General features: G+C 61.1%; 21 protein-coding genes. 14 read left to right on the top strand and 7 right to left on the bottom strand.

The features are described 5' to 3' along the window. Positions 1–123: 123 nt before the first annotated feature. Complete coding sequence (locus ACKUG4_RS16655; RefSeq protein ID WP_085648679.1) at positions 124–2,043, bottom strand: sigma-54-dependent Fis family transcriptional regulator; 1,920 nt, start codon at positions 2,041–2,043, stop codon at positions 124–126. A 299-nt stretch (positions 2,044–2,342) separates the two neighbouring features. Between ACKUG4_RS16655 and exaC the strand changes: the two genes are divergently transcribed. From exaC to ACKUG4_RS16595, 12 genes are all read left to right on the top strand, one after another. After that, complete coding sequence (gene exaC, locus ACKUG4_RS16650; protein WP_039771883.1) at positions 2,343–3,863, top strand: acetaldehyde dehydrogenase ExaC; 1,521 nt, start codon at positions 2,343–2,345, stop codon at positions 3,861–3,863. 311 nt (positions 3,864–4,174) lie between these two features. Next, the gene (eat, locus tag ACKUG4_RS16645; protein WP_445434434.1) at positions 4,175–5,545 is read left to right on the top strand and encodes an ethanolamine permease; all 1,371 of its coding nucleotides are present in this window, start codon (positions 4,175–4,177) and stop codon (positions 5,543–5,545) included. A gap of 191 nt (positions 5,546–5,736) precedes the next feature. Continuing rightward, positions 5,737–7,131: an ethanolamine ammonia-lyase subunit EutB gene (locus ACKUG4_RS16640; RefSeq protein WP_445434433.1), complete on the top strand. Its 1,395-nt coding sequence runs from the start codon at positions 5,737–5,739 to the stop codon at positions 7,129–7,131. Next, positions 7,128–7,961 carry an ethanolamine ammonia-lyase subunit EutC gene (gene eutC / locus ACKUG4_RS16635; protein WP_445434432.1) on the top strand — a complete coding sequence of 278 codons (834 nt, stop codon included), beginning with the start codon at positions 7,128–7,130 and terminating at the stop codon, positions 7,959–7,961. Before ACKUG4_RS16640 ends, eutC begins: the two co-directional genes overlap by 4 nt. Before the next feature lie 116 nt (positions 7,962–8,077). Then, positions 8,078–8,539, top strand: coding sequence for a GNAT family N-acetyltransferase (locus ACKUG4_RS16630; protein ID WP_039771887.1), 462 nt, complete (start codon positions 8,078–8,080; stop codon positions 8,537–8,539). Positions 8,540–8,766: 227 nt separating this feature from the next. Continuing rightward, complete coding sequence (locus ACKUG4_RS16625; protein WP_011336118.1) at positions 8,767–9,417, top strand: DedA family protein; 651 nt, start codon at positions 8,767–8,769, stop codon at positions 9,415–9,417. 4 nt (positions 9,418–9,421) lie between these two features. Next, positions 9,422–10,234 (top strand): M90 family metallopeptidase, encoded by an 813-nt coding sequence (locus ACKUG4_RS16620; protein ID WP_445434431.1) that lies wholly within the window; start codon positions 9,422–9,424, stop codon positions 10,232–10,234. Between the two features lie 114 nt (positions 10,235–10,348). Further along, entirely contained in the window at positions 10,349–10,876 is a 528-nt protein-coding gene (ppa, locus tag ACKUG4_RS16615) for an inorganic diphosphatase (RefSeq protein ID WP_007933577.1), read from the top strand. Between the two features lie 221 nt (positions 10,877–11,097). Next, positions 11,098–11,838 (top strand): S24 family peptidase, encoded by a 741-nt coding sequence (locus tag ACKUG4_RS16610; RefSeq protein WP_085648674.1) that lies wholly within the window; start codon positions 11,098–11,100, stop codon positions 11,836–11,838. Positions 11,839–12,285: 447 nt separating this feature from the next. Further along, the gene (locus ACKUG4_RS16605) at positions 12,286–12,720 is read left to right on the top strand and encodes a hypothetical protein (RefSeq protein WP_445434430.1); all 435 of its coding nucleotides are present in this window, start codon (positions 12,286–12,288) and stop codon (positions 12,718–12,720) included. A gap of 175 nt (positions 12,721–12,895) precedes the next feature. Next, positions 12,896–13,456, top strand: a complete 561-nt coding sequence (locus ACKUG4_RS16600) for a hypothetical protein (protein ID WP_064599708.1) — start codon at positions 12,896–12,898, stop codon at positions 13,454–13,456. A gap of 15 nt (positions 13,457–13,471) precedes the next feature. Beyond that, positions 13,472–13,906, top strand: coding sequence for a hypothetical protein (locus ACKUG4_RS16595; protein WP_039772002.1), 435 nt, complete (start codon positions 13,472–13,474; stop codon positions 13,904–13,906). A gap of 23 nt (positions 13,907–13,929) precedes the next feature. On the opposite strand, the gene ACKUG4_RS16590 is transcribed toward ACKUG4_RS16595, so the two are convergent. From ACKUG4_RS16590 to ACKUG4_RS16565, 6 genes are read right to left on the bottom strand one after another with little or no spacing between them, the layout of a single operon-like run. Continuing rightward, positions 13,930–14,742: a YfaP family protein gene (locus ACKUG4_RS16590; protein WP_445434429.1), complete on the bottom strand. Its 813-nt coding sequence runs from the start codon at positions 14,740–14,742 to the stop codon at positions 13,930–13,932. A gap of 3 nt (positions 14,743–14,745) precedes the next feature. Further along, complete coding sequence (locus ACKUG4_RS16585) at positions 14,746–16,365, bottom strand: DUF2300 domain-containing protein (protein ID WP_445434428.1); 1,620 nt, start codon at positions 16,363–16,365, stop codon at positions 14,746–14,748. A 1-nt stretch (position 16,366) separates the two neighbouring features. Then, positions 16,367–20,932 (bottom strand): alpha-2-macroglobulin family protein, encoded by a 4,566-nt coding sequence (locus tag ACKUG4_RS16580; protein ID WP_445434427.1) that lies wholly within the window; start codon positions 20,930–20,932, stop codon positions 16,367–16,369. Next, positions 20,929–21,594, bottom strand: coding sequence for a DUF1175 domain-containing protein (locus tag ACKUG4_RS16575; RefSeq protein WP_085654922.1), 666 nt, complete (start codon positions 21,592–21,594; stop codon positions 20,929–20,931). The genes ACKUG4_RS16580 and ACKUG4_RS16575 overlap by 4 nt, the downstream gene beginning before the upstream one ends. Further along, on the bottom strand, positions 21,564–23,276 hold the full coding sequence (locus ACKUG4_RS16570; RefSeq protein WP_445434426.1) for a DUF2138 domain-containing protein: 1,713 nt from the start codon (positions 23,274–23,276) through the stop codon (positions 21,564–21,566). The genes ACKUG4_RS16575 and ACKUG4_RS16570 overlap by 31 nt, the downstream gene beginning before the upstream one ends. 35 nt (positions 23,277–23,311) lie before the next feature. Continuing rightward, positions 23,312–24,103, bottom strand: coding sequence for a YfaP family protein (locus ACKUG4_RS16565; protein WP_064599718.1), 792 nt, complete (start codon positions 24,101–24,103; stop codon positions 23,312–23,314). 363 nt (positions 24,104–24,466) lie between these two features. Here ACKUG4_RS16565 and ACKUG4_RS16560 point away from each other — a divergent pair, with 363 nt between their 5' ends. Further along, positions 24,467–24,709 carry an exodeoxyribonuclease VII small subunit gene (locus tag ACKUG4_RS16560; RefSeq protein WP_007894317.1) on the top strand — a complete coding sequence of 81 codons (243 nt, stop codon included), beginning with the start codon at positions 24,467–24,469 and terminating at the stop codon, positions 24,707–24,709. Beyond that, positions 24,706–25,593: a (2E,6E)-farnesyl diphosphate synthase gene (ispA, locus tag ACKUG4_RS16555; RefSeq protein ID WP_445434425.1), complete on the top strand. Its 888-nt coding sequence runs from the start codon at positions 24,706–24,708 to the stop codon at positions 25,591–25,593. The genes ACKUG4_RS16560 and ispA overlap by 4 nt, the downstream gene beginning before the upstream one ends. Positions 25,594–25,651: the final 58 nt, after the last annotated feature.

Raw genomic sequence — 25,651 nt, 5'->3', positions numbered from 1 at the left:
AGAGGGGGCTGATTTGTATGGCTTTCAGAATCTGAGTTCGACCGGATATCTATGTCGACGCAACTTGAGAGAAAACACCGGTCGGTTCCCTCTCCCTTGGGAGAGGGTTAGGGTGAGGGGTCTCTAACTGACACGCCGCTCGATCCCGTGCTTGCGCAGCTTTCTATAAAGCGTATTGCGGCTCACGCCGAGCTGCTGCGCCGTATGGGTCATGTGCCAGCGCGTGTGTTCCAGCGCATTGAGCAACGCCAGCCGCTCGGCATCTTCCAATGGATGTTCGGACGACGATTCATCGACTTTGACCAACAGCGGCTGCACCTGCCGAAACATCGCCGGCAGATCCTCCAACCCGATCCGCCCTTCATCGCACAATGCCGCCAGCGTGCGCAGCACATTGCGCATCTGCCGCACATTGCCCGGCCAGTTGAAGCCCAGCAACGCCTGGCGCGCCGGTTCTTCGATCAGGATCTTTTCCCCGCCCGCCTCTTCGGCCAGCAGGAAATCCAGCAGCTGAGATTTGTCACTGCGCTCGCGCAACGGCGGCAACGCGACTTCCAGTCCGTTGAGCCGGTAATACAGGTCTTCACGGAAACTGCCGTCGTCGACCCGCTCCAGCAGATTGCGGTGAGTGGCGCTGATGATCCGCACGTTGACTGCTTCCGGCTCGCCGCCAATGGGCACCACTTGCCGGTCCTCCAGCACCCGCAGCAGACGGGTCTGCAAGGCCAACGGCATGTCGCCGATTTCATCGAGGAACAGCGTGCCGCCATCGGCCTGCTGCAACTTGCCGCGCATGCCGTCCTTGCGCGCACCGGTGAAACTGCCGCCGCGATATCCGAACAGCTCGCTCTCGATCAGGCTTTCGGGAATTGCCGCGCAGTTGAGGGCGACGAAGGCTTTGCCGGCGCGTTGACTGGCGTTATGCACAGCCTTGGCGAATGCTTCCTTGCCGGAGCCGGTTTCACCGTTGATCAGCAGCGGCACGTCACGCTCGAACACCCGCAGCGACTTGCGGAAATCCGCCTGCAACGTCGCATCACCGAGGCAAATGCCTGCAAGACGCGGCGCTTCCACAGGCGCGGGAGCCGGCGCGACCGGCAACGGCCGGCGGGTCTCACCGCGCAGCACCGCAAACAGATGCCGCCCGTCACGGGTGCGCAGCGGCCAACTGGCGCTGGCATTGGCGCTGGCGCGCCCGAGCAACTCATCCAGCGAACAATCGAAAAACGCCTCAACCGGCTTACCGAGCAAGCCGCCACGAATGTGCCCGAGCAGGTTCAAGGCACTCTGATTGACCGCGCTGATCCGCCCTTCCCCGTCAAACGCCAGCAACCCTTCGCTGAACAGCCCGACGGACTCGGCCTGGAGATGAAAACGCAGCAACCATTGGTTATCGAAACAACGCAGGAAATAGCAGCTCTCGATCATCTTCGCCGACAGATTGACCAGCGCCATGGTGTGGAACTGGCTCTGGCGCGAGACGTCATGCCGCGCCGAGGAAACGTCGAGCACCGCCAGCAGTTCGCCGTGCGGGTCAAACACCGGGCTCGCCGAGCAAGTCAGGCCGGTGTGGCGGCCGCGGAAGTGTTCGTCCTGATGGATGGTCAGAGCCTGACGCTCCACCAGACAGGTGCCGATGCCGTTGGTGCCCTCGCAGGCCTCGCTCCAGTCGGAACCCAGCCACAGGCCGGCGCGTTCGAAAATCTTGCGTTCAGCGGGAGCGGTGACGCAGTTGAGGATCACCCCGCGCGCGTCGGTCAGCAGCACCGCGTGGCCGGCGCCGGAGAGTTGTTGATGCAGACTGCTCATTTCATTGCCGGCAATCTGCAACACCTGTTGCAGCCGTTCGCGGCTTTCGAGAACGCGACCGTGTTCGAGCACGGTCGGCGCCATGGTCAGGGCCGGGTCGAGGTGATAGTCCTCAAGACAACGCAGCCACGAACGGGCAATCGACGGGTCGGCACCGGGGCCGTGCAGGTGCGGCTTGCCCTGGGTGACGGTGAGAACCTGCCGGGCATGGCGACTCAAATGGTTGTCGTGCATTTCTTATTATTCTCCCCGAGGCTCATCGGCCCATGCGTGAAGTGGTGCCCAGCATCCTCCAGCCCACCGGTCTTTGCAATGCTGGCAAGACCGCCCGGTCACGGGCTGTGCCAGAAGCGGTACAAACTGTCACCCAGGCTGTACCGATACCGTCACAGACGCTTGCCACTTATCCGACAGAAATCACGCAAGGCCTTGATTTGCCTGACCTGCACGGCAGTGGCCCGGCCTTTGCTCTACGCTTATAGCAAGCGCTCATGCGCGTCTCTCTGATAAGTACAACAGCCAAGGAGAACATCATGCGTTACGCTCACCCCGGTACTGAAGGCGCCAAAGTCTCGTTCAAGAGCAAGTACGGTAACTACATCGGCGGCGAGTTCGTCGCGCCTGTCAAAGGTCAGTACTTCACCAATACCTCGCCGGTTAATGGCCAGCCGATTGCCGAATTCCCGCGCTCCACGGCCGAAGACATCGACAAGGCCCTGGACGCCGCCCACGCCGCTGCCGATGCCTGGGGTTCCACTTCCGCCCAGGCCCGCTCGCTGATCCTGCTGAAAATCGCCGACCGCATCGAACAGAACCTCGAAACCCTGGCGATCACCGAAACCTGGGACAACGGCAAAGCCATCCGCGAAACCCTCAACGCCGACATCCCGCTGGCTGCCGACCATTTCCGCTACTTCGCCGGGTGCCTGCGCGCCCAGGAAGGCAGCGCCGCCGAGATCGATGGCAACACCGTGGCCTATCACATCCATGAACCACTGGGTGTGGTCGGCCAGATCATCCCGTGGAACTTCCCGATCCTGATGGCCGCATGGAAACTCGCCCCGGCCCTGGCCGCCGGCAACTGCGTGGTGCTCAAACCTGCCGAGCAAACCCCGCTGGGCATCAGCGTGCTGCTGGAACTGATCGGCGACCTGCTGCCGCCGGGCGTGCTCAACGTGGTGCAAGGGTTCGGCAAAGAAGCCGGCGAAGCCCTGGCCACCAGCAAACGCATCGCCAAGATCGCCTTCACCGGCTCGACCCCGGTCGGCTCACACATCATGAAATGCGCTGCCGAAAACATCATTCCGTCCACCGTAGAGCTGGGCGGCAAGTCGCCGAACATCTTCTTCGAAGACATCATGCAGGCCGAGCCAAGCTTCATCGAAAAAGCTGCCGAAGGCCTGGTGCTGGCGTTTTTCAACCAGGGCGAAGTCTGCACCTGCCCTTCCCGCGCACTGGTTCAGGAGTCGATCTATCCGCAGTTCATGGAAGCGGTGATGAAGAAAGTCAGCCAGATCAAACGTGGCGACCCACTCGATACCGACACCATGGTCGGCGCCCAGGCGTCCGAGCAGCAATTCGACAAGATCCTGTCGTACCTGGAAATCGCCAAGGGCGAAGGTGCCGAACTGCTGACCGGCGGCAAGGTGGAAAAACTCGAGGGCAGCCTGGCGACCGGGTATTACATCCAGCCGACACTGCTCAAGGGCACCAACAAGATGCGTGTGTTCCAGGAAGAAATCTTCGGCCCGGTGGTGAGCATCACCACCTTCAAGGACGAAGCCGAAGCCCTGGCGATTGCCAACGACACCGAGTTCGGCCTCGGCGCCGGCCTCTGGACCCGCGACATCAACCGCGCCTATCGCATGGGCCGCGCCATCAAAGCCGGTCGTGTATGGACCAACTGCTACCACCTGTACCCGGCGCACGCCGCGTTCGGCGGGTACAAGAAGTCCGGCGTCGGCCGGGAAACCCACAAGATGATGCTCGACCACTACCAGCAGACCAAAAACCTGTTGGTGAGCTACGACATCAACCCGTTGGGCTTCTTCTAAACCTCGGGGCAACACAGATAATTTGATTCTGTGTTGCCTGTTCAATCGCCTTCGCGAGCAAGCCCGCTCCCACAGGGGACTTGCGTCGGCCCACATTATTGGATTCTGCACAAATCCAATGTGGGAGCGGACTTGCTCGCGAAGGCGTCCTAAGTGACACAACACAAAGCCTGGCCGCTCTGGCACGGGCCTTGCGTACCCGTCATTCAGGATTTGTGTGAACACTGCCGCTGCGTGAACAGCCTCCACCCACCCAACCGCTACTCCTGAAAGTCCAACAGATCGAACAATAAAAAAGACAGAGAGGACTTATGACTTCCACCACACAGCTCAAACCCACACTCGGCACCCTGCACCTCTGGGGCATTGCCGTCGGCCTGGTGATTTCCGGCGAATACTTCGGCTGGAGTTACGGCTGGGGCACCGCGGGAACCCTGGGTTTCCTGGTCACGGCCCTGATGGTCGCGACCATGTACACCTGCTTCATCTTCAGTTTCACCGAACTGACCACCGCGATTCCTCACGCGGGCGGGCCGTTTGCCTACAGCCGTCGGGCGTTCGGCGAAAAAGGTGGATTGATCGCCGGCATCGCCACCCTGATCGAATTCGTGTTCGCCCCGCCGGCCATCGCCATGGCCATCGGCGCCTATCTGAATGTGCAATATCCGGGGCTCGATCCAAAACTCTCGGCGGTCGGCGCGTATTTTGTGTTCATGACCCTGAACATCCTCGGCGTCAGCATCGCCGCGACCTTCGAGCTGGTGGTGACCGTGCTCGCTGTCGCCGAATTGCTGGTGTTCATGGGCGTGGTCGCACCGGGCTTCAGCTTCAGCAACTTTGTGCTGAACGGCTGGTCAGGCGCCAATGAGTTCACGATGGGCGCGATTCCTGGCATTTTCGCCGCTATTCCCTTCGCGATCTGGTTCTTCCTCGCCATCGAAGGCGCCGCCATGGCGGCCGAGGAAGCCAAGGACCCGAAACGCACGATTCCACGGGCCTACGTCAGCGGCATCCTGACCCTGGTGTTCCTGGCCATTGGCGTGATGGTGATGGCTGGCGGCGTCGGCGACTGGCGTCAACTGTCGAACATCAACGATCCGCTGCCGCAGGCAATGAAAGCGGTAGTCGGCAACAATTCGACCTGGATGCACATGCTGGTGTGGATCGGCCTGTTCGGGCTGGTGGCGAGTTTCCACGGGATCATCCTCGGCTACTCGCGACAGTTCTTTGCCCTGGCCCGGGCCGGTTATCTGCCCAAAGGTCTGGCCAAACTCTCGCGCTTCCAGACGCCGCACCGGGCGATCCTGGCGGGCGGCGTGGTCGGCATCGCGGCAATCTACAGCGACGGTCTGGTCAATCTGCAAGGCATGACCCTGACGGCGGCGATGATCACCATGTCGGTGTTCGGCGCCATCGTGATGTACATCATCAGCATGCTCAGCCTGTTCAAACTGCGCAAAACCGAGCCGAATCTGGAACGCACCTTCCGTGCGCCCGGTTACCCGGTGGTGCCGGCCATCGCGCTGTTTCTGGCGCTGGTGTGCCTGGTGGCGATGGCCTGGTTCAACACGCTGATCGGTTGTGTGTTCCTCGGGTTCATGGCCGCCGGTTACCTGTATTTCCAGCTGACCGCCAAGCAACGCTCCGAAGCACCGGCAGACGCTATGCTCGAAGGTATATGAATTGCACCGGCACCGCGCCTTTCGCCCGGTGCCCGCTATATAGAAGTGCATAAAGATCCAATGTGGGAGCGGGCTTGCTCGCGAATGCGGTGCGTCATTCAACAATGATGTCGCCTGACACGACGCCTTCGCGAGCAAGCCCGCTCCCACAGGGGATCGAGTTATCCACAGAATCAGGAGGAACGCGCCCAATGGCCGCATTTGCCCATACCGTCGGCGCCCAGACCTATCGTTTCGACAGCCTCAAGGACGTGATGGCCAAGGCCAGCCCGGCACGCTCCGGGGATTTCCTGGCCGGCGTCGCCGCGCTCAACGATGGCGAGCGGGTAGCCGCGCAAATGGCACTGGCCGACATCCCGCTCACGCATTTCCTGCAGGAAGCGCTGATTCCCTACGAAACCGATGAAGTCACCCGACTGATCATCGACAGCCATGACAAACAGGCCTTCGCAGTCGTCAGCCATCTCACGGTTGGCGGCTTTCGCGACTGGCTGTTGAGCGAAGCGGCCGACGAATCCAGCCTGCGCGCCCTCGCCCCCGGCCTGACGCCGGAAATGGTCGCTGCCGTGTCGAAGATCATGCGCGTGCAGGATCTGGTGCTGGTGGCGCAGAAAATCCGCGTGGTCACGAAATTTCGCGGCACCCTCGGCCTGCGTGGACGGTTATCCACAAGGCTGCAACCCAATCACCCGACCGACGAACCGTCCGGCATCGCCGCGAGCATTCTCGACGGTCTGCTGTACGGCAACGGCGACGCGATGATCGGCATCAACCCGGCCACCGACAGCATCGCCTCGATCTGCGCGATGCTGGAAATGCTCGACGCGATCATCCAGCGCTACGACATTCCGACCCAGGCCTGCGTGCTGACCCACGTCACCACGTCTATAGAAGCGATCAACCGTGGCGTGCCGCTGGATCTGGTGTTCCAGTCGATTGCCGGCACCGAAGCGGCCAACGCCAGTTTCGGTATCAACCTGAACATCTTGCAGGAAGGTTATGAAGCGGGCCTGAGCCTCAATCGCGGCACGCTCGGGCAGAACCTGATGTATTTCGAAACGGGTCAGGGCAGTGCACTGTCAGCCAACGCCCACCACGGCGTCGATCAACAGACCTGCGAGACCCGGGCCTACGCCGTGGCGCGCCATTTCAAGCCGTTTCTGGTGAACACCGTCGTAGGATTCATCGGCCCGGAATACCTCTACAACGGCAAACAGATCATCCGCGCCGGCCTCGAAGACCACTTCTGCGGCAAGTTGCTCGGCGTGCCGATGGGCTGCGATATCTGCTACACCAACCACGCCGAAGCCGACCAGGACGACATGGACACCCTGCTGACCCTGCTCGGCGTGGCCGGGATCAACTTCATCATGGGCATCCCCGGCTCCGACGACATCATGCTCAACTACCAGACCACTTCGTTCCACGACGCGCTCTACGCGCGCCAGACCCTGGGCCTGAAACCGGCGCCGGAGTTCGAGCAGTGGCTGGCGAACATGGGCATCTTCACCCAGGCGGACGGCAAGGTCCGCTTCGGCAACAACCTGCCGCCGGCCTTCCGCCAGGCCTTGGCGCAACTGGGATGAGTCAGATGGAAAAACCGCCCGTCGATCCGCAAAACCCGTGGCTGGAGCTGCGTCGTCTGACCCCGGCGCGCATTGCCCTCGGCCGCATCGGCACCAGCCTGCCGACCCGCGCACAGCTGGATTTCCAGTACGCCCACGCACAGGCACGGGACGCGGTGCATCTGCCGTTCGATCACGCCGGGCTCAGCGCCCAGCTGACCGAGCGCCAGCGTGACAGTCTGCTGCTGCACAGTGCGGCAGCAGATCGCAACAGCTACCTGCAACGCCCGGATCTGGGGCGCAAGTTGAGCGATCAATCGGCGCAAGCCCTGCGCGAATACGCCCAGACGCATCCGGGCGGTGTGGATCTGGTGATTGTGGTGGCGGACGGTCTGTCGGCGCTGGCGGTGCATCGGCATACCCTGCCGTTTCTCACCCGCCTGGAGGAACAGATGAGCGCCGACGAATGGTCGATCGCGCCAGTAGTGCTGGTGGAACAGGGTCGTGTGGCAATTGGCGATGAAATCGGTCAGTTGCTGGGCGCCAAAATGGTCGTGATGCTGATTGGAGAGCGTCCGGGCCTCAGTTCGCCGGACAGCCTGGGGTTATATTTCACCTACAATCCAAAGGTCGGCCTCACGGATGCTTACCGCAATTGCATCTCCAACGTGCGGCTGGAAGGGCTCAGCTATGGCATGGCAGCGCATCGCTTGCTGTATCTGATGCGCGAGGCCTGTCGGCGCCAGCTGTCGGGCGTCAATCTGAAGGACGAAGCGCAGGTTCAGACGCTGGAATCGGAAGCTGGTGCAGACATGAAGAGTAATTTCCTACTCGATCCGCCCCCAGCCTGAACCGTTTCCGCATTGCCTTTCTGCGCCGGTTTCAGGCAGGATCGATGCACGGCCGCCCGGGTTTCCCATCGCCGTCAGAGCACGTGAAGACAGCCACTTGAAGGACGAGACCTACCATGCGGATTATCCAAGCGACCCTCGAACACCTGGATTTGCTGACCCCGTTGTTCGTTAAGTACCGCGAGTTCTACGGCTCCCTGCCCTATCCGGACTCGTCCCGGGCCTTTCTCGAAAAGCGCCTGCGACGCAAGGAGTCGGTGATCTACCTGGCCCTGGCCGATGACGACGACAGAAAACTCATGGGCTTCTGCCAGCTCTACCCGAGCTTTTCCTCCCTGTCGCTCAAGCGCGTGTGGATTCTCAACGACATCTATGTCGCCGAAGACGCTCGCCGCCAGCTGGTGGCCGACAACCTGATCCGCACCGCGAAGAAAATGGCCAAGGAAACCCAGGCCGTGCGCATGCGCGTCTCCACCAGCGCCGACAACGAAGTTGCGCAGAAAACCTACGAATCCATCGGGTTCAAGGAAGACACCGAGTTCAAGAACTACGTGCTGCCGATCAGCGAAGAACTCTGATCGCGAGGTGTCCTGCGGGGAGGGAGCAGACTTCCTCCCCAAAATGAATGCCAACCCGACATTTATTCACACCGACATCCCCCGCTACAAAACCAACGCGCTTTTCACCCCTCAGCCCGTATAATCCCGATCTTTCCGGCTTGTAAGAAAAACTACACCCGCTTGTAGGCTTACACGAAGTCATCCGCACAGGTCTGCCGAGTCAGACCGTCACCACAGGTGCCTCCATGGATTTCAACCCGCTCGACCTTATCCTGCATCTCGATGTTTACCTCGACCTGCTGGTGAATAATTACGGGCCATGGATCTACGCCATCCTGTTTCTGGTGATCTTCTGCGAGACCGGTCTGGTGGTGATGCCATTCCTGCCGGGTGATTCCCTGCTGTTCATCGCCGGCGCAGTGGCTGCGGGCGGCGGTATGGACCCGGTATTGCTGGCGGGCTTGCTGATGCTCGCGGCGATTCTCGGCGACAGTACCAACTACGTGATCGGGCGAACGGCGGGTGAAAAGCTGTTCAGCAATCCGAACTCGAAAATCTTCCGCCGCGACTACCTGCAACAGACCCACGATTTCTACGACAAGCACGGCGGAAAAACCGTGACCCTGGCGCGCTTCCTGCCGATCATCCGCACCTTTGCACCGTTCGTCGCCGGTGTCGCGAAGATGCCTTACCCGCGGTTCTTCGGCTTCAGCGTGTTCGGCACGGTTTTGTGGGTCGGCGGTCTGGTGACGCTGGGTTATTTCTTCGGCAACGTGCCGTTCATCAAGAAGAACCTGTCGCTGCTGGTGGTCGGCATCATCCTGCTGTCGCTGATTCCGATGATCATCGGCGTGGTTCGCAGCCGTTTCGGCGGCACCAAAGCCCAATCGCACTAAGCCGATGTGGTCGCTGAGCGCCTGGCGCCGCCGGCGCATTCTGGCCAGGCACCCGATTGCCGACGAACTGTGGCAGCGGGTGCGCCATCACCTGAGTTTTCTCGATGGCATCACGCCCGCTGAAGACCAATGGCTGCGCGAAGCCAGCGTGCTGTTCCTCGAAGACAAACACCTGACCGCCCTGCCCGGCGTCGAACTGCACCAGGAACAACGCCTACTGCTCGCCGCCCAGGCCCAATTGCCGCTTTTGCATCTCGGCGATCTGAATTGGTATCAGGGTTTCCACGAAATCGTCCTCTACCCCGACGACTTCCTCAGCCCCCAGCGCCATCGCGATGCCAGCGGCGTCGAGCATGAGTGGGACGGCGAACACAGCGGCGAGGCCTGGCAACAAGGGCCGATCATCCTCGCCTGGCCCGGCGTAATGGCCAGCGGTGGCTGGGAAGGCTACAACCTGGTGATCCACGAACTGGCGCACAAGCTCGACATGCTCAACGGTGACGCCAACGGCCTGCCCCCGCTGCATGCCGACATGCGGGTGAAAGACTGGGCCGAAGTGATGCAGGCAGCGTACGACGACCTCAATCGCCAGCTCGACCGCCATCCTGACGCCGAAACCGCCATCGACCCCTATGCCGCCGAGAACCCGGCCGAATTCTTCGCCGTCACCAGCGAGTACTTCTTCAGCGCTCCGGATCTGCTGCACGACGCTTATCCACAGGTGTATGCGCAGTTGCAGCTTTTCTATCGCCAGGATCCGTTGGCCCGCCTGAAGCAACTTCAGGCCAGCGACCCGGTCTATCAGGCTCACGAGTAAAGGTCTGCACGACTTCCGGTACATGGCGTCCACGGCAGAATATGCCTATAATCGCCGCCACTTTTTGGTCAATCCGGCCAAGTGTTTTTGGTCAACTAACGGGGGCAAAGCCCAATGAGCTACAGCAAGATTCCGGCTGGCAAAGACCTGCCGAACGACATCTACGTCGCGATCGAGATCCCGGCCAACCACGCGCCGATCAAATACGAAATCGACAAAGACAGCGATTGCCTGTTCGTTGACCGTTTCATGGCCACCCCGATGTTCTACCCGGCCAACTACGGTTACATCCCGAACACCCTGGCTGACGACGGTGATCCCCTCGATGTGCTGGTCGTGACCCCTTACCCGGTTGCTCCAGGTTCGGTGATCCGCGCGCGTCCGGTCGGCATCCTGAACATGACCGACGACGGCGGCGGCGATGCCAAAGTCATCGCCGTTCCACACGACAAGCTGTCCCAGCTGTACGTGGACGTGAAGGAATACACCGACCTGCCAGCCCTGCTGATCCAGCAGATCGAGCACTTCTTCGCGAACTACAAAGATCTCGAAAAAGGCAAATGGGTGAAAATCGAAGGCTGGGACGGCGCTGACGCTGCCCGCGCCGCGATCACCAAGTCGGTTGCTGCCTACAAAGGCTAAGCCTCGCGACCTGCGACACGCTTGAAGAAAACCCCGGTTGATCCGGGGTTTTTTGTGCCTGCCTGATAAGTGCTTAAACGACTTGTTTATAGCGACCTACAGAAAAGTTTTAGTGTGTGTAATTTCCCACAAGGGCGTCTTACATCCCGTCGCAAAATTTGCCCTGATTTTGAACGCAAGGTTTATTCAAACCGCTCTAGGCCGGTCGTAGACTCGTGTTTATGAGAAAGAACACTAGCGGTCCAAGATTCAAGGCACTCCTGGAAGCTGCGAACATCACCACCACGGGATTCGCAAAGTTCTGGGGCACGGAAGCCCAAAACGTTCATAACTGGTACACCCGGGGCGTACCCGCGTACCGCATGGAAGAAGTTGCGCGCCTGCTGTCCGTCAACAGCCAATGGCTGAAGACCGGCGAAGGCCCGAAAGACGCCCCGCACCTGCATACGGAGTCGGGCGACATCCTCGATGCCCATGCCATTCGCGGCGTCTACACGGTGCTCGAAACCAACGACATCGAACTGCCGCTCTACAAGGAAGCCCCGACTGCCCCTGGTTCCGACAAGACCCACGTCATCAAGGACCCGGACCAAACCATCCGTCTGCCCCGCAGCCACCTCGAAGCCCTGGAAATTCGTCACACCGATGCCATCTGCACCCACATGATCGGCAACAGCATGGCCGAGAAAATCGAAGACGGCTCAACCCTCGCCATCGACCGCGGCCTCACCCAGGTGGTGGACGGCGAAATCTACGCCATCGAACACGACGGCATGCTGCGCATCAAATACCTGCACCGCATGCCCGGCAACGCCCTGCGCCTGCGCAGCCACAACAGCGCCGAATACCCGGACGAGATTTTCCGGGCGGCGCAGATTGAGGAGCAGCGGATTCATGTGTTGGGATGGGTGTTCTGGTGGTCGACACTGGGCAAGCGCCGACCGGTGGTGCCGTTTCTCTGATCCAGCTTCTGTCGTGAGGGGCAACCGGCCCGGATAGTCGGTACAAATACGGGATTTTTCATGGATAGAACGCTCTATCCCGCACTTCGCACTGGGAATCCCCAACAAAACTCAGTATCCTGCGCCCCACATTCGCGCATCGACCCGCCAAGCGGCCCAGATGACGCCTGACGCGGCAGACCACTGTCTGACCAAGTCCCACAGCCGGACGCAAGATCCGGATGTACGTTTTGAAGGCTGGCGCGGTTTACCAAAAATAAACCAAGCCAGTCCCCGAGAAGCCGGCCACAAGCCGGCTTTTTAATGCCTATTGGAAAAGTGGTTTTCGAGAGCCGCTCAGCCAATGGCTGATCAGTACGCAAATCGTGCAGGCGCTACTTGCACAATTGTTCAGCAAAAAAGCTCTTGGCAATTTCGATGCTTAAAGCACTACAAGGACGTTCTAGATTGCTCCCATCTGCCCTGAACTCACGCCTGAAATACGTCGGACTGGTTTCGACCATATGCCTCAGCCTGCCAGCTTGCGTGGGAGTAGGCATTTCCTTCCCTGAAAAAACCACACTCAAAACCGACGCATACAAAACACAAAGTTACCGCTCGCTTCCCCCACAGATCACCAGAACATCAAAATCGACACCCGTCCGAGAATGGTGCGGAGTTACTGTCTGGGCGTTGGTGGTTCCGGTGCCGTTGCAGCTGCCGGTTTGCACGTCGTACTTTGAGCAATCCTTCGGCAAAGACGAGTTCGGAAACGAAGCCGTTCTGCTCAACACACAGCAAAAAGTGCCATCTTCGCTATACGCTTGTGGCCCATTCATGATGTTGGGACCGATCGTCCACGGTTACCAAGGCAACGCGCTTTGCGGTGTTTTCTCGGATTGATGGCGACCATGACAAAGCGGTTTACTCTTTCCCCTCCCAACACTTTCATTTGATTATTCAACCATCGCAATAAGCCATTAGCACATCCGCCCTAATTGCCGCTCACCCAACCTCGCCACTAAATTTCCATTCTGTTTTTGTGCATTGCAAAAGCACCAAGGAATGGAGCAACACCATGTCGTCGTTTTTCAAACTCAATCAATCCCTTGTTCTAGCAACCGCACTTCTGACCGCCACTACTTGCGCGCAGGCAGAAGAACCGAACCCCGTCGGTGACTGGTGGATCATTTACGGCAACGGCATTCCCAACAAGAACATCATGTATGTGGCCGACAGCACTTCAGTCGTGCCGTCGAACCATACCAAGGGTGCGAAATTGGTGGCCGTGACGCTGGTGTATGAAGAACCCGGCAAACCGATGATCGATGCCTACAACCTCGAAGTGCAGTGCTCCACGAACAAGGTCCGCTTTCTTAATGGGCAATCCATAGATCGCATTGCCTACATGATGCGGCACCTGAAAGTTAACAACCAATGGCAGCAGCCGAAGGAGTTCTGGGTACAACGCGCCGCCGAGTTTGTTTGCTCCCCCGCTAAAAAGGACATGATCGCGCTGGGCAAGATGGAGCCCTTGCAGATGATTCAGGGCATGCAACAGATGTTCTTCAAGCTGGCACCGATTCAGGAGAAGGGGCAGATGATGGACAACCTGGATTCGATCCTAGGTAACAAGTAAGCGGCGGAACGCATGATGAATCAATGGACTAAAACGTTACTGGCGGTGCTGCTGACACCCACACTATTGCTGCTGCATGGCTGCCACCTGATTGCTCAGTCTCGCTGGGAAGGACGCGATGTCCAGGAAGCACTCGACCTGTTCGGCAAACCCGACTCGATGAAAAAACAGACCGGTGCCAACGGTGAGAATCTGGCGGTTCTCACTTGGTTCAAATCCTCCAGCTGGACCACTACAGAAGCGGCCGGGACTTCAATGAACCATACCGGCAACGGCATGGTTTACACCGAGTACTACGAGACGGTCGGTCACAGTTCGGATTGCAAACTGGAGGCCACCGTCAATAAGGCCAAGAAGATCGTGCTGTTCAGGATTGAAGACGGGAAGATCATTCACGGGAAGTGCATCAACGTTCCGTTCGTGCCCGGCTACATTCCACCCGGCTTCTAATGCAACCCTGAGCAGGCTCCTGCTCAGGGATAACTAAACGACTTCACCAACGTCAACTCCCCCACCGCCCGCATCGGCACCAGAAAAGTCTCCATTTTCTCGCTCGGCGTTCCTTCCTCGGTAATCACAGTCACCTGCGCCGTGGTCAATGGCTGCACCGCCTCTTCCCCACCCTCGTCACCCCCGCGATACCCACCGCCAAAATAGTTCACGTACACCAGATACTGCCCCTTGATCGGCGCCGGCATGGCGAAAATTTCCGGGCCGTAACCGGTGGTCACGTCAACGTCCAAAGCCGCGCCGTTGGGCGCGACGCGGTCGCCGTACCAGATATGCGCGCCGTCGGGTGTGATGAGGTGCAGGTCGAGGTCGGTGCCATCGCTGTCCCACGCCAGCAACACCCGCAGTTTCGCCGGAGTAGCGCCGCCGCTGGTATTGAGAAACTGCGTGCGGTGCCGTTGCTGACCATCCGGGCTGCGGACTTCGACGCTGTTGCTGCCGTTGGGAAACGAGAACGGGCGGTCGAAGCGGCCGCTGTCGTCGATTTTCAGCGGCATGCTGACGCCGTTGACGATCAGTCGGCCGGGCTCTTTGTTTTTCGGTGTGGCTTTGATTTCACCGCTGATGCGGGCGGTGTTGGCCTGGCCGAGCGGTGTGTTCACCGAGGAGGCAGGATAGTTGACGGTCTGGCGGAAGCTCTCGCCCTCGCCTTCGGGCGCGCCGCTGCGCCAACCGCCGACGGGGGTGTCGAGTTTGACGCCGTCAGCGGCGATCACCGGCGAAACCGCGGCAAATACGCAGAGCAACAGCAAGACCTGTGGATAACGGAGTGTCATGGTCTATTCCAGCAAAAGGTGACGGGCGAGCCCTTCGATATAGGTTTCATCCTGGCCATTGGGGTGAGCTTCAAAGGCCAGGTGCAGGTATTCGTGAGTCAGGTCGAGGCGGTCCTGCAAGGACAGCACGCCGCGCACGTAGATGCGCTGGCGTTCGCGGTCGACGAAGGGGCGGCCGAAGGCGAGTTTGCAGACGGCGAAAGTGCTGACTTCGTTGTAACCGGTTTCGCTTTCAAGCGTCGGACGCCAGCCGCGACGTTGCTTTTGCAGCCAGTCTTGCGCGGCGGGCAGCGCTTCACAGGACGCCACCGGATTGTCCCAGCGACTGAGGCTCGCGCGCGGATAGGCGTGCAGCAAAATAGCGTCGTAACGTTGGCCGGCATTGGCTTGCTCGACGGCTTGCTGCCAGGCGAGTTTGTCGGGGCCGGGTTGATCGGAGTGATAGGTGACGGTGCTGCCGGCCAATACCAGGTCCGCCGTCCAAGCGGCGATGTTGCGGGATTCGGCGGAGGCCGGACGCGGTGCAACACGCTGGCGAATGCTGCTGTCGTCGATGCTCAAACATTCGCCATTGCGCGTGGCGTTTTGCAGCAGATACGTGCGGATCGCCACGGCTAACGCTTTCGCGGCTTCGGCCGGTTCAGGTTTGGCTTCACGCTCCAGCACACGGGCGACGTACTCTTCGCGATCCAGCCGAGCCACAAGCTTGTCGTTGAGCAGAAACAGCTCGCCGTCGCTGTGGATATCCAGCGCATTACCATTGGCGAATTCGACGCGGTAATCGCCCTGCAACGGGCCGGAGCTCACCACTCGATCACCGGCCAGAACCCGCGAAACCGGATAACGCGAGAACAGCCCGACCTCAACACAACGCCCCGCTTCCGCCGGCCATGATGCGGGCAACACCGTCGCTAACGCCGAACCATAATGCCGCAAAACCATCTGACTGGTGCCCCGGCCACCGGCCCAGATCGGTGAGCCATCCGCCGTCCAGCCGGCGAATCCACCCTGACGTGATTGCGGGTCCTGATCGCCGAGCCAGCTCCAGGTTTTCACCCGCAAGTGCCCGCCGAGTTCACCGGCGACATTGCCGTCCGCCGCATTCAGCACCACGTCGAGCAGCACCCGACGCATCTGATCCTGAGCCGGCAGCAAAACCAGAACCTTCAGCAAGTCCGCCACGGAAACCCGAGTAGCCGGTTGCACCGATGGCAAATCCAACAACCACGACGGCGCCTGTCGCGCCTGCCAATAGGTTTTCCATTCGCCAGCGGTTATACCCAACCGCGCCGGCTCGAAATACAGCCCGCAGGATTTCACCAGCGCCTGATCACGCTCGATCTTCCCGCCCGCCGTGCAGCAATAAACCTCTTCCTTCGACTGCCCACGACATTCATAAGCCGGTTCCCGCGCGCCGGTATCCACCAGCCACGCGTAAACGAACACCTTCCACAGACTGCCCAGCGGTGTCTCCAGCGACGAAGGCAACGGCTCGCGTGCGGTCAGTTGCGTGGTATTCAGCGACAGCAGTTCGCCCTTGTAGGCCACGCGCAACGGCTCATCCTGCGCCGTCGCCAGCGCAGGAATCACACACATCAGCAGCCAGACCAGCGGCCGGATCATGTCAGTTGACCGTGACCTGACCAAGGGCCGCTTTCGCTTCGCGGGCTTGATGCTGCGGCGCGTAGACCTGAGTGAAACGCACCGGCGGCAGGTTGAACTGACCCTTCTGCGAGAAGCGCACCAGATGCCGCAGGCGCAATTCACCGCTCAGCGCATCCACCGGCACCGCGTAGGCCAGTTGGCCCGGTTCGAAACGCGCCTTCTCCAGCGCGGTCGGCTCGGTGCCGTCCTTGCCCTGCAACTTGATGCCCCACGTGGTGCGCTCAACATCGGCGCCCGGCGGCAACGGCACTTCGAGCATGCCGTAGCGCAACGGTTTTGGTGCTTTGCTGGTGAGGATCACCTCGTCCAGATACAGGCTGTCGCTGGACAGCGGTTTAGTGCCGACCGGCTCCAGTTTGAAGGTGAACGCTTCATCACCCGGCACCAGACGCGACAGGCGACGAGTGATGGTCACCGCCATCGGATCGACCGCCGGTTGCTGGGTCTGGTAACTCAGCGCGGCACGCAACGGACGCTCCTGAGTGCCCGATACCGACAACACGCTCGGCACCGGCGCAACACCCTGCCACGTCCAGTACATCTCGCCGGTCGCGCCGTAGTTTTTCTTCCAGCCTTCGCCCGGTGCCAGCGCGATGGTCGGCGAAGCCTGGGCGATGCTGCGTTGCAGCCAGGTCAGCGCCAGCGCACGTTCAAGGGTCGACTGCTGTGGCAACAGGCGTTGCAACAACGCTGTCGCGCGAGCCTGATCGAACGGTTGCAGCGACAGGTTCAGCGCTTCGGCAAACGGCTGCGAACTGACCGACAAGCGCTGTTGCGCAGCACCCAGCTGACGATTGAACGCGTCCGGCAAAGCAACTTTCGACTGGGTTGCCAACGATGCGGTCAAGACCCGCGCCGCCGCCAGACCGAGCGCCGAATCCGGATCGCCCATCACCAGACTGTCTTCGCCATCGTCCATCAGGGTTTCGGCATTGCCTTCCCCGGCCTGGGCCAGATCGTCCAGCAAACCGCTGAGCAGCGTGTTGACCGGCAGATGCATCTGCTTGGCGAACGACAGAATCAGCGCCCGTTGCAGCAACGGTGTATTCGGCGCCTGCTTGGCGTAAACCTCCAGCACCCGCTGCCAATGCTCCGGCGGCAGGCTCAGGTCCAGCACCTGGCTGGCGTTCCAGTCGGCGTAATAGGCGTAAGCGGTGAGGAACGCATCCGGCTCGCCATCAAAGCCCCACCAGGTGAAGCTCGCTGACGGCCCGGCCATTTGCACCAGCCGCAGACGGCTGTTCTGCATGATCAGGCGCAAGCGGTCGCGGATCTGCGGGCTCGACGCCAGCGACGGATAAGCGATGCTCAGCGGCAGCAAACGGCTGGCGGTCTGCTCGACGCCGCCGTACGGATAGCTGAGCAGATCGTCGAGGGCGGAACGGAACAGCGCTTGCGGGCTGTCATCCAGACGCAGGCGAATGTCGGTGGCGTCTGCCGGCAGGCTCAACGGCGTGTCGCCGCTGGCCACATCAAGGCTCTGGGTCTGCGTTACTTGCCAGCCTTCGCCGGTGGCGGTCAGGCGCACAGCCAAGGCATCGGCGGTCTTGCCGTCCTGCACCAGTTCGGCGGTCCATTCGCCGGAGGCCAATGCGAAGGCCGGCAGCGGCAGGTAGTTGATGCCGTTGTTGAGGGTCACCGGCAGGCGCTGTTCGGTACCGGCGTAATGCGTCACCAGCTCAGCCTTGACCGGTTTCTCGGCCTGGCTGAAGGCGAATACGCCGAGTTGCGGCTGATCGCCCTTGCGGAATTTGCTCGGCCCGCTCCACTTCAGGTACAGCGGTTTTTCCGAGCGGACGAATTGCTTCTTCTGCCCGACCTGACCGTCGTCGGCGATCGCCCGCGCGGTGATGCGCCAGCGGGTCAGCGAGTCCGGCATTTTGAAGGTGAAGCGGGTCTTGCCGTCGGCATCGGTCAACAATTCCGGCTGCCACGCAGCGGTATCGACGTCTTCGCGACGCGGCCGCTCCAGCACTTTCACCCCGCGTTCGCTGCGGTTGGCTTTGCCCGGTGCGCCGGGGCTGCCCGGCAACGCCACGTCGTAGCTGATGAACGACAGGCTGGCGCTGGTGCGCACGTTGTTGCGGCGCGGGTGGTAGAAGAACTGGTCGATGGTCGGCGCGACTTCCGGTTGCAGCGCGTAGACCATTTCATCAACCACGCTGACCGTCAGGTGCGCTGGCACTGCCTTGCCGGCGAACTGCGTGGTCAGGTCGACCGTCACGGTATCGCCCGGCTGATAGGTCTCTTTGTCAGTCTTGATCGCCACGTCGATCTGCGGCGCAACGACCTTGATCCCGGCGTTCTGGAAGCTGTACTGACCGCCCTTGGTGTACAGCACGGAGAACGTCAGGTTCGGCGCGAAATTGTCCTTCACCGGAATGCGTGCGCGGTATTGGGTATCGCTGAGCTTTTCCAGTTTCAGCCAGTCGCCGCCCTTGGCCAGCAGCGCGGTGGCTTCGACCTTGTCACGTTCCAGCGACAGCAGTGCATCGCTGACCGGCTCCGGGAACGTGATCAGCGCCAGCGCTTCGTCGCCGGCCTTGTACTCGGGTTTGTCGAGGACGATTTCCACGGTGCCCGGCACGGCCTTGACGCCGTCGCCGGTGACCGAGTGACCAGTCGCGCCAAGCACTCGGCCGTGCTGATCTTTCAGCGACAGGTTGTAGGTGCCCGGGCGATCGAAGGCCACGCTGAAGCCTTTGTCTTTCGCTGCCAGTTTGCCTTCGCCGGTGGTCTGGTCTTCGAGGCGAACCCAGCTGTAGCTGCTCGGCACAACGGCCTGCGCCTGTTGGCTGCCGCCCTCGTTGGCGAAGCTGAACGCGACCTTGTCACCGACTGCACTGAAGCGCTGCGGCGCGGTCAGGCGGAAGCTGGCGGCGCCGCGGTCGATGAGGATTTCTTTGGTGGTCTTGACCCGGTACGCCGCGCCATCGCTGGCAAACACGGTGAGCATGTAGCGGCTCGGTTTGTCGGCGGCCGGCAGGTCGAGGCTCGCGTTGCCCTTGCTGTCGGTGGTCAGTTCGGTGCTGGTCAGCTCCACCGGGAATTGGCCGAGGTATTGCAGCTCATTGTCGACCATCGACAGTTGCTGGGCGCGCAGGCTCAGGGTCAGCTTGGCGTTGGCCACCGGTTTGCCGTCCGGGTACAGCAGCACCAGGCTGCCCTTCACCGGCTCGCCGGTGCGGTAATCCTGCTTGGCCAGATTCAGCGAGATTTCGAAGTGCGGCTTGATGTACTCCGCCACCCGGAACGCGCTGCTGTAGGCCTGATCCTTGTAGTTGAAACGCAGCTCGTAACCACCGGCCACCGCGTTGTCCGGCAACTGGAAACGGCCCTGAGTACCGGCCTTGGAATCGAGTTTCAGATCGAGGCGCTGCAGCTCGGTGCCGGTCGCATCGAGCACGCTGACATTGACGTCCGCTGCACCCGGCAATACCGAATCCCGCGCGTTCTTGAATTCGCGGCCAACGATTTTCAGCGACACCCAATCGCCCGGGCGATACAGCGGGCGGTCGGTGAAGGCGTAGAGTTTGGTGTCGTAGATTTCGCTGTCGTAATAGAAGTTTTCCGAGACGAATACGCCGCCCTCTTCGTCCTCGCCGATCACGAACGAACGCTCGGGGCTGACGTGTTTCAGACGCAGCAGACCATCGGTGTCGGTGGCGCCGCTGCTCATCACGCCGAGGCCGTCGGTCCACAGCACGTTGACCTTCGGCACCGAACTGCCTTCGTGTTTGCGCGCGGCCCACACCAGCAATTCATCACCGGCAATCTTGCTCACCGCCACGGTGTTGGAAACGAAAACCATGGTGGTCGCGCGGTACTTGCCGATCAGCGCTTCGACCAGATAGAGACCCGGTTTCAGATTGCCCAACGGGATGTAGACGTTACCCGGCGCAACGCTGACGAACTCGCTGGAAGACCCGGCCAGATTGACGCCGGTCGGCGGCTGGATCGGCTTCGCTTGCCACAGCGGATAACGGAACTGGCTGACCACCGGCAGACCCGGAATCAGGGCGAACTGCGGTTGCGCGTCGTACGGCGTCGGCGCGGCGATGGCATTGCCCATCTTCAGCTCCGGCACTTCCTCGGTGACTTGCTGGCGCGACTCGTAAGAGAAGGCACGCTGCATCACCCGACGGGATTTGCGGTACCAGTTGTCCCAAAGGTACGCCAGGGTGTTCGACAGGCCTTCGCCCTTGAACTGGCCGTCGCTGACCACGCGGTGCAGGTTCTTCTGGCGCTTGAGGAAGTCCAGCGGCTTGTCGATCTTGTACACGCGGATGTCGGCGCCGCCGTACGGTTCCATGCGGAAACGACGATAGTCACGGCCCGGCGCTTCGAGGCGTACCACCGCCTGTTCGTCGGCGGCGAAACTGCTGTCGGCCAGCAGGAAAAAGCTTTCACCGGACACCGGCGTGTAGCCGCTTGGCTCCACGGTGTCTTCGGCATTGACGGCCGAAAACGGCAGGGTCAACAGCAACAGAAAAGGCAGTAAACGCAGCATGCGGGCACCGGTCATTGGGAGAGAAAATTCAGTCGATAGACGCCGATGAAGTTGGGGTTGGCTGCGTCGGGTATCCATCGGGTGTCCTTCCATGTCATGAGTTGCTGCAGGCTTGCCGAACGCATGCCGTTGTCGGTTGGGGTGGTTGTACCAGTGTGATAGGCGATGTAGCGGCCCATCCAGATCATCAGGTGCTGGTCGTCGCCCTGATCGAAAAACATCAGATCGCCGGGCCGTGCCTGGGACACGTCGCGGCCAATCAGATGGCTGTTGAACTGAATCAGTTTGATCGCGTTGACGTAGGGCCCGACCTTGCCGCCGCCCTGCTGCCATTGCTGGGCGAGCTTGCGCTGATCGGCGCTCAGGTCCAGCTCCGGCGGCAGGTAGCGATTGGACACGCCATTGCTGCGCAGCCATTTGTCGTCATGGACTTTCAGCGCTTCGTTGGCGGCGAAACGCACCAGCCCCGCGCAGTCCTGCTGATACCAGCGCGGACTCGGGCCTTTGCTCAACTGCTCCTGAGCGATGCGCACGAACCAGGCGCGAAAAACCTGGGACTGCGCGGGATCGAGGGCCGGCGCCTCAGCGGCTCGGGCGCCGGCACTGAGCAAAAGCGCCAGCAAGCCGAGGCTGCGAATCAGTCCGGTCACAGCGCTTTCCACTCCAGCGGCAGCCATTGCCAGTGACCGTCAGGCTCGCTGCCTTCCGGCAGGGTCAGGGCGTATTTGCCCATGCCGCCGAGGGTGCGCAGTTTCGGGATCAGGTAGGTTTGCGCGGCGTTGTAGAACACCGGCTCCATGTCCTGCGGCAGGCTGTCGAGGGTTTCCTGCTGGATCAGTTGCGCCATCGAATCCGGGCCGAAGTAGATCGGCATCAGCACGTCTTTCGGCAGTACGTCGGCCATCGGCGGGAAGCGTTTGTCGAGGGTGCCGAGGGCCTTGTCGACCAGTTTGTCGTCGAGGGAAAACAGCAGCGTCGTACCGTGGCGCGCCAGGCTGACTTTCATGAACGCACGGCCGGTGATCGCGTCCGGATTCTCGGCATCCTTTGCCGCATACGGGCCGAAGTTGGAGCTGACCTGACGCTGCCAGAGGTGGCTCTGGCCTTCCTGTTTCTCGACCACCGGGAACGCGTGCTCGTCGACCTTGCCTTCGTAGGCACCGACCATCGAATCGAACAGCGTGCCGATATCCGCGTCGAGTTTGCCGTTGTCTTCGTCGTTCAGGCTGGCCACCAGCAATGGTGTGTACAGCCGCGAATCGGCGTACCAGCACAGGCCCGCCGCGCCGGCCACGTGCTCGGTGAGTTTCTGCGCCACCGCTTCTTCGGCGCCGAGCTTCACCAGCAACGGTTTCTGCGGTTCGGCAGCGACCGGCAGGGTCACGCAGGCGCTGGCGCCCAGCGGCATGGCTTGCCAGACCGGTTTGAAATCGAAGTCCGGCTGGTTCTCCAGTTCGTCCATCGCGAGATAGCTGTGCCAGCCCTTGTCGTCCATGTCGAAACGCAGGCCGGCAAAGTTCGGGATGAAGCGCTGGTAACCCATGGCCAGGACGCTGGAATTGACCGACAGACGTTGTTTGGTTTCAGGTGTTTTGGCCGTGAGCCCGAACGCTTCGGGGAACAGTTTTTCACCATTGAGCAGCGCAGCGAGGGCTTGCGGCGAGACGTGGCCGGACTCCTCGGAAGCACCACTTTCCGGGTCGTAGAATTTGGTCGGGTTCGACAGCACCACCAGTTTGTCGCCACGGGAGGCGAACAACAGGGATTTGCCGGCGTTGTAGGTCAGCTGATACAGCGGCACTTCGTCACCGCCGACTTTCAGGGTGCTGAACACGCTCAGTTGCGAATCATCCAGGGCGACTTTCGCCAGCGGCTCCAGCACCTTGGCCAGGCCGCCGCGATCCATCACCAGCAGGAAATCTTTCAGCCGACCATCGGCGCCGCGCCACAACGCTACGTCTGCCGGTTGATCGAAGAGCTGCTCGATCAGGCTGTCCTGCAACTTCAGGTCATGCTCGTAAATGATCCGCCGCAGACTGCCGATCAACCCGAGACGGTCGGCGTGGGTTTCGTAATAGAAGACGAAATCCTCGGTGAGCGTGGCCTTGAGGAACGGCACCGTCAGCAGGTCCTTGGGCAACTGGCTCAGGGAGCGGGTTTCCAGCAGCGCGTCCGGGCGGCTCAGGCCAAGCTTGTCGCTGGCCAGCTCCGCCGGTGGCGCCTTGGGTTTGTGCATCAGCCAGCCGAGCCCGCCCGCCACGCCGGCGACAAGGCACAGCCCGACCGCCAGTAACGGCCAGCGCCGGGAAGGTTTGCCGACAGGTGTTACGGCGGCCGGTGCAGCAGTGTTATCGCTCATCTTTCCAGAACCCGAGTTCATCCGTGGCGGGATGCTTAATAGTTGAAAGTCTTGACCAGCAGCAGATCACCGATGGCCCGCAGGGGCACGATGAACGTTTCGCGTTTTTCGTCGACGGTGTTTTCGTTGAGCACCAGCGTGATCTGCGAGGTGATGACCTCGTTCTGGTTGCTGGTCTCCTCGAAGTTATAGCCGCCGTTACCGAAGTTGCCCCAATAGTTGACGTAAACCAGATAGGTGCCGTGCAGCGGCGCGGTCATGGTGAACATTTCCGGGCCGGGGCCGTCAACGCCGTCCGGATCGAGGCCGCCGCCGTTGCTCATCGCCGGGCGCGCCCAGAAGGCGTGCTGGCCGTCAGGCGTAATGACGTGCAGGTCGAGTTCGGCTTTAGGGTCGTCCCAACCGAGCACCACGCGGATCCGCGCCGGTGTGCGCAGGTTGTTGGCTTCGTAGAATTGAACACGCTTGAGCGACTGGCCGTCGGCGCTGATCACCTCGACGCTGTTGGAACCGGCGCCGAACGCGTACGGCCGGGCGAAACGCCCATCGTCGTCGGTGTACAGATTCAGTGGATTGCCATTCACCGCCAGGCTGTGCGGCGGACGCAGATGCCCGATCGCCTTGAGCTGGCCCTGGATCATCGTGCGATTGCGCTGGATGCCGCGATCGATGGGCGGCGTGGGATAGGCGACCTGCGGGTTTTCCGTGCGATCGAGCAGCCCGTGATAGCGCCAGCCGCCAACAGGCTCCGACAACTCCGCACTCGGCGCTGCCAGCAGCGCGGGCGCGCAGGCCAACCCGATCAGCAGCAAAAGAAGTGAACGCATGTGATGCCTCCTGCCATGCCTGACGAAACCTTGCACCCGATCCTCGGCGCTTCACAGTGGGCGATACTGCGTTTCGTCTGAAAGACCCGTGACTGTCGGGTCGTAGAAGGCGCGAAGGTTAGCGATTCGGCAGTTTTTTAACAATCGGATACATGTGGATTTGCGGTGGGATTCACGCACATTGACGGGGCGTGAGCCGAATAGCGGACTTATTCGGCTCACAAAATGAGCCGAATAACTTTCGGGCCAGACAAGACCGATATCGACACCATGATGAAACGGCCACAACACCCCGCTCATTTGCCCATACCCCCCCTATCTGCTAGTGTCGCGCCGGTTTAACGTCAACCGGAATTAGCCGCCATGGCCCGCAAAAAAGCTGCACTGGATTTCGAACAGTCCCTCGCCGACCTGCAAACGCTGGTGGAGCGTCTGGAGAACGGTGAATTGTCGCTGGAAGACTCGCTGACCGCTTTCGAGCAAGGCATCGGCCTGACCCGTGACTGCCAGGCGGCGCTGGCCCAGGCCGAGCAGAAGGTCCAGGTGTTGCTGGAGCGCGATGGCGAACTCGCCGAGGAACCCTTCGACGCGGATCAGCCAGAATGATTGCAGCGTATTCGGCCACCAGCCAGGCGCGGGTCAACGCGGCACTGGAAACCCTGTTCAACGCCCCGCTGCCAGAACTGGCGCGCCTTTATGAAGCCATGCGCTATAGCGTGATGAACGGCGGCAAACGCGTGCGTCCGCTGCTGGCGTACGCGGCGTGCGAAGCCCTCGGCGGCAAGGCCGAACAGGCCAACGGCGCGGCGTGTGCGGTTGAGCTGATCCACGCGTATTCGCTGGTGCACGACGATTTGCCGGCGATGGACGACGACGATCTGCGTCGCGGCCAGCCGACCACTCACAAGAAATTCGACGAAGCTTGCGCGATCCTGGCCGGCGACGGCTTGCAGAGTCTGGCATTCAGCGCTCTGCTCGACCCGCGTCTGAGCGACCTGAGCGCGGACATCCGCCTGCAACAGGTCACAGCGCTGGCACACGCGGCGGGCCCGGCCGGCATGGTCGGCGGTCAGGCCATCGACCTCGGTTCGGTCGGCCTCAAGCTTGATCAGAAAGCGCTGGAACAGATGCACCGGCACAAGACCGGCGCGCTGATCGAAGTCAGCGTCAAGCTCGGCGCCCTGGCCAGCGGCCGTGCCGAGAAGGATGAACTGAAGTCCCTGCAGACTTATGCACAGGCCATCGGCCTGGCGTTCCAGGTCCAGGACGACATCCTCGACGTCGAAAGCGATACCGAAACCCTCGGCAAACGCCAGGGCGCCGATATTGCCCGCGACAAGCCGACTTACCCGGCGCTGCTCGGTCTGAACGCAGCCAAGGCTTACGCGCTGGAACTGCGCGATCAGGCCCTGCACGCGCTGCGACCGTTTGACGCGGCTGCCGAGCCGTTGCGCGATCTGGCCCGGTATATCGTCGATCGGCGTAACTGAAGGCTAATCAGCCAAAAAAGACCAACGCGTGGGCAGGGGGCGATGCATCAGGTAAACT

This window comes from Candidatus Pseudomonas auctus (genome assembly GCF_048654275.1).
In the GTDB taxonomy this organism is placed as follows: domain Bacteria; phylum Pseudomonadota; class Gammaproteobacteria; order Pseudomonadales; family Pseudomonadaceae; genus Aquipseudomonas; species Aquipseudomonas pharyngis.
The sequence above is the reverse complement of the archived record's forward strand: the minus strand, read 5'-3'. Positions and strand labels throughout refer to the sequence as shown.

Bases quoted from the DNA above. Each gene is read 5' to 3' on its own strand.
- ACKUG4_RS16655 (WP_085648679.1), bottom strand. From the start codon at position 2,043: ATGCACGACAACCATTTGAGTCGCCATGCCCGGCAGGTTCTCACCGTC.
- exaC (WP_039771883.1), top strand. From the start codon at position 2,343: ATGCGTTACGCTCACCCCGGTACTGAAGGCGCCAAAGTCTCGTTCAAG.
- eat (WP_445434434.1), top strand. From the start codon at position 4,175: ATGACTTCCACCACACAGCTCAAACCCACACTCGGCACCCTGCACCTC.
- ACKUG4_RS16640 (WP_445434433.1), top strand. From the start codon at position 5,737: ATGGCCGCATTTGCCCATACCGTCGGCGCCCAGACCTATCGTTTCGAC.
- eutC (WP_445434432.1), top strand. From the start codon at position 7,128: ATGAGTCAGATGGAAAAACCGCCCGTCGATCCGCAAAACCCGTGGCTG.
- ACKUG4_RS16630 (WP_039771887.1), top strand. From the start codon at position 8,078: ATGCGGATTATCCAAGCGACCCTCGAACACCTGGATTTGCTGACCCCG.
- ACKUG4_RS16625 (WP_011336118.1), top strand. From the start codon at position 8,767: ATGGATTTCAACCCGCTCGACCTTATCCTGCATCTCGATGTTTACCTC.
- ACKUG4_RS16620 (WP_445434431.1), top strand. From the start codon at position 9,422: ATGTGGTCGCTGAGCGCCTGGCGCCGCCGGCGCATTCTGGCCAGGCAC.
- ppa (WP_007933577.1), top strand. From the start codon at position 10,349: ATGAGCTACAGCAAGATTCCGGCTGGCAAAGACCTGCCGAACGACATC.
- ACKUG4_RS16610 (WP_085648674.1), top strand. From the start codon at position 11,098: ATGAGAAAGAACACTAGCGGTCCAAGATTCAAGGCACTCCTGGAAGCT.
- ACKUG4_RS16600 (WP_064599708.1), top strand. From the start codon at position 12,896: ATGTCGTCGTTTTTCAAACTCAATCAATCCCTTGTTCTAGCAACCGCA.
- ACKUG4_RS16595 (WP_039772002.1), top strand. From the start codon at position 13,472: ATGAATCAATGGACTAAAACGTTACTGGCGGTGCTGCTGACACCCACA.
- ACKUG4_RS16590 (WP_445434429.1), bottom strand. From the start codon at position 14,742: ATGACACTCCGTTATCCACAGGTCTTGCTGTTGCTCTGCGTATTTGCC.
- ACKUG4_RS16585 (WP_445434428.1), bottom strand. From the start codon at position 16,365: ATGATCCGGCCGCTGGTCTGGCTGCTGATGTGTGTGATTCCTGCGCTG.
- ACKUG4_RS16580 (WP_445434427.1), bottom strand. From the start codon at position 20,932: ATGACCGGTGCCCGCATGCTGCGTTTACTGCCTTTTCTGTTGCTGTTG.
- ACKUG4_RS16575 (WP_085654922.1), bottom strand. From the start codon at position 21,594: ATGGCTGCCGCTGGAGTGGAAAGCGCTGTGACCGGACTGATTCGCAGC.
- ACKUG4_RS16570 (WP_445434426.1), bottom strand. From the start codon at position 23,276: ATGAGCGATAACACTGCTGCACCGGCCGCCGTAACACCTGTCGGCAAA.
- ACKUG4_RS16565 (WP_064599718.1), bottom strand. From the start codon at position 24,103: ATGCGTTCACTTCTTTTGCTGCTGATCGGGTTGGCCTGCGCGCCCGCG.
- ACKUG4_RS16560 (WP_007894317.1), top strand. From the start codon at position 24,467: ATGGCCCGCAAAAAAGCTGCACTGGATTTCGAACAGTCCCTCGCCGAC.
- ispA (WP_445434425.1), top strand. From the start codon at position 24,706: ATGATTGCAGCGTATTCGGCCACCAGCCAGGCGCGGGTCAACGCGGCA.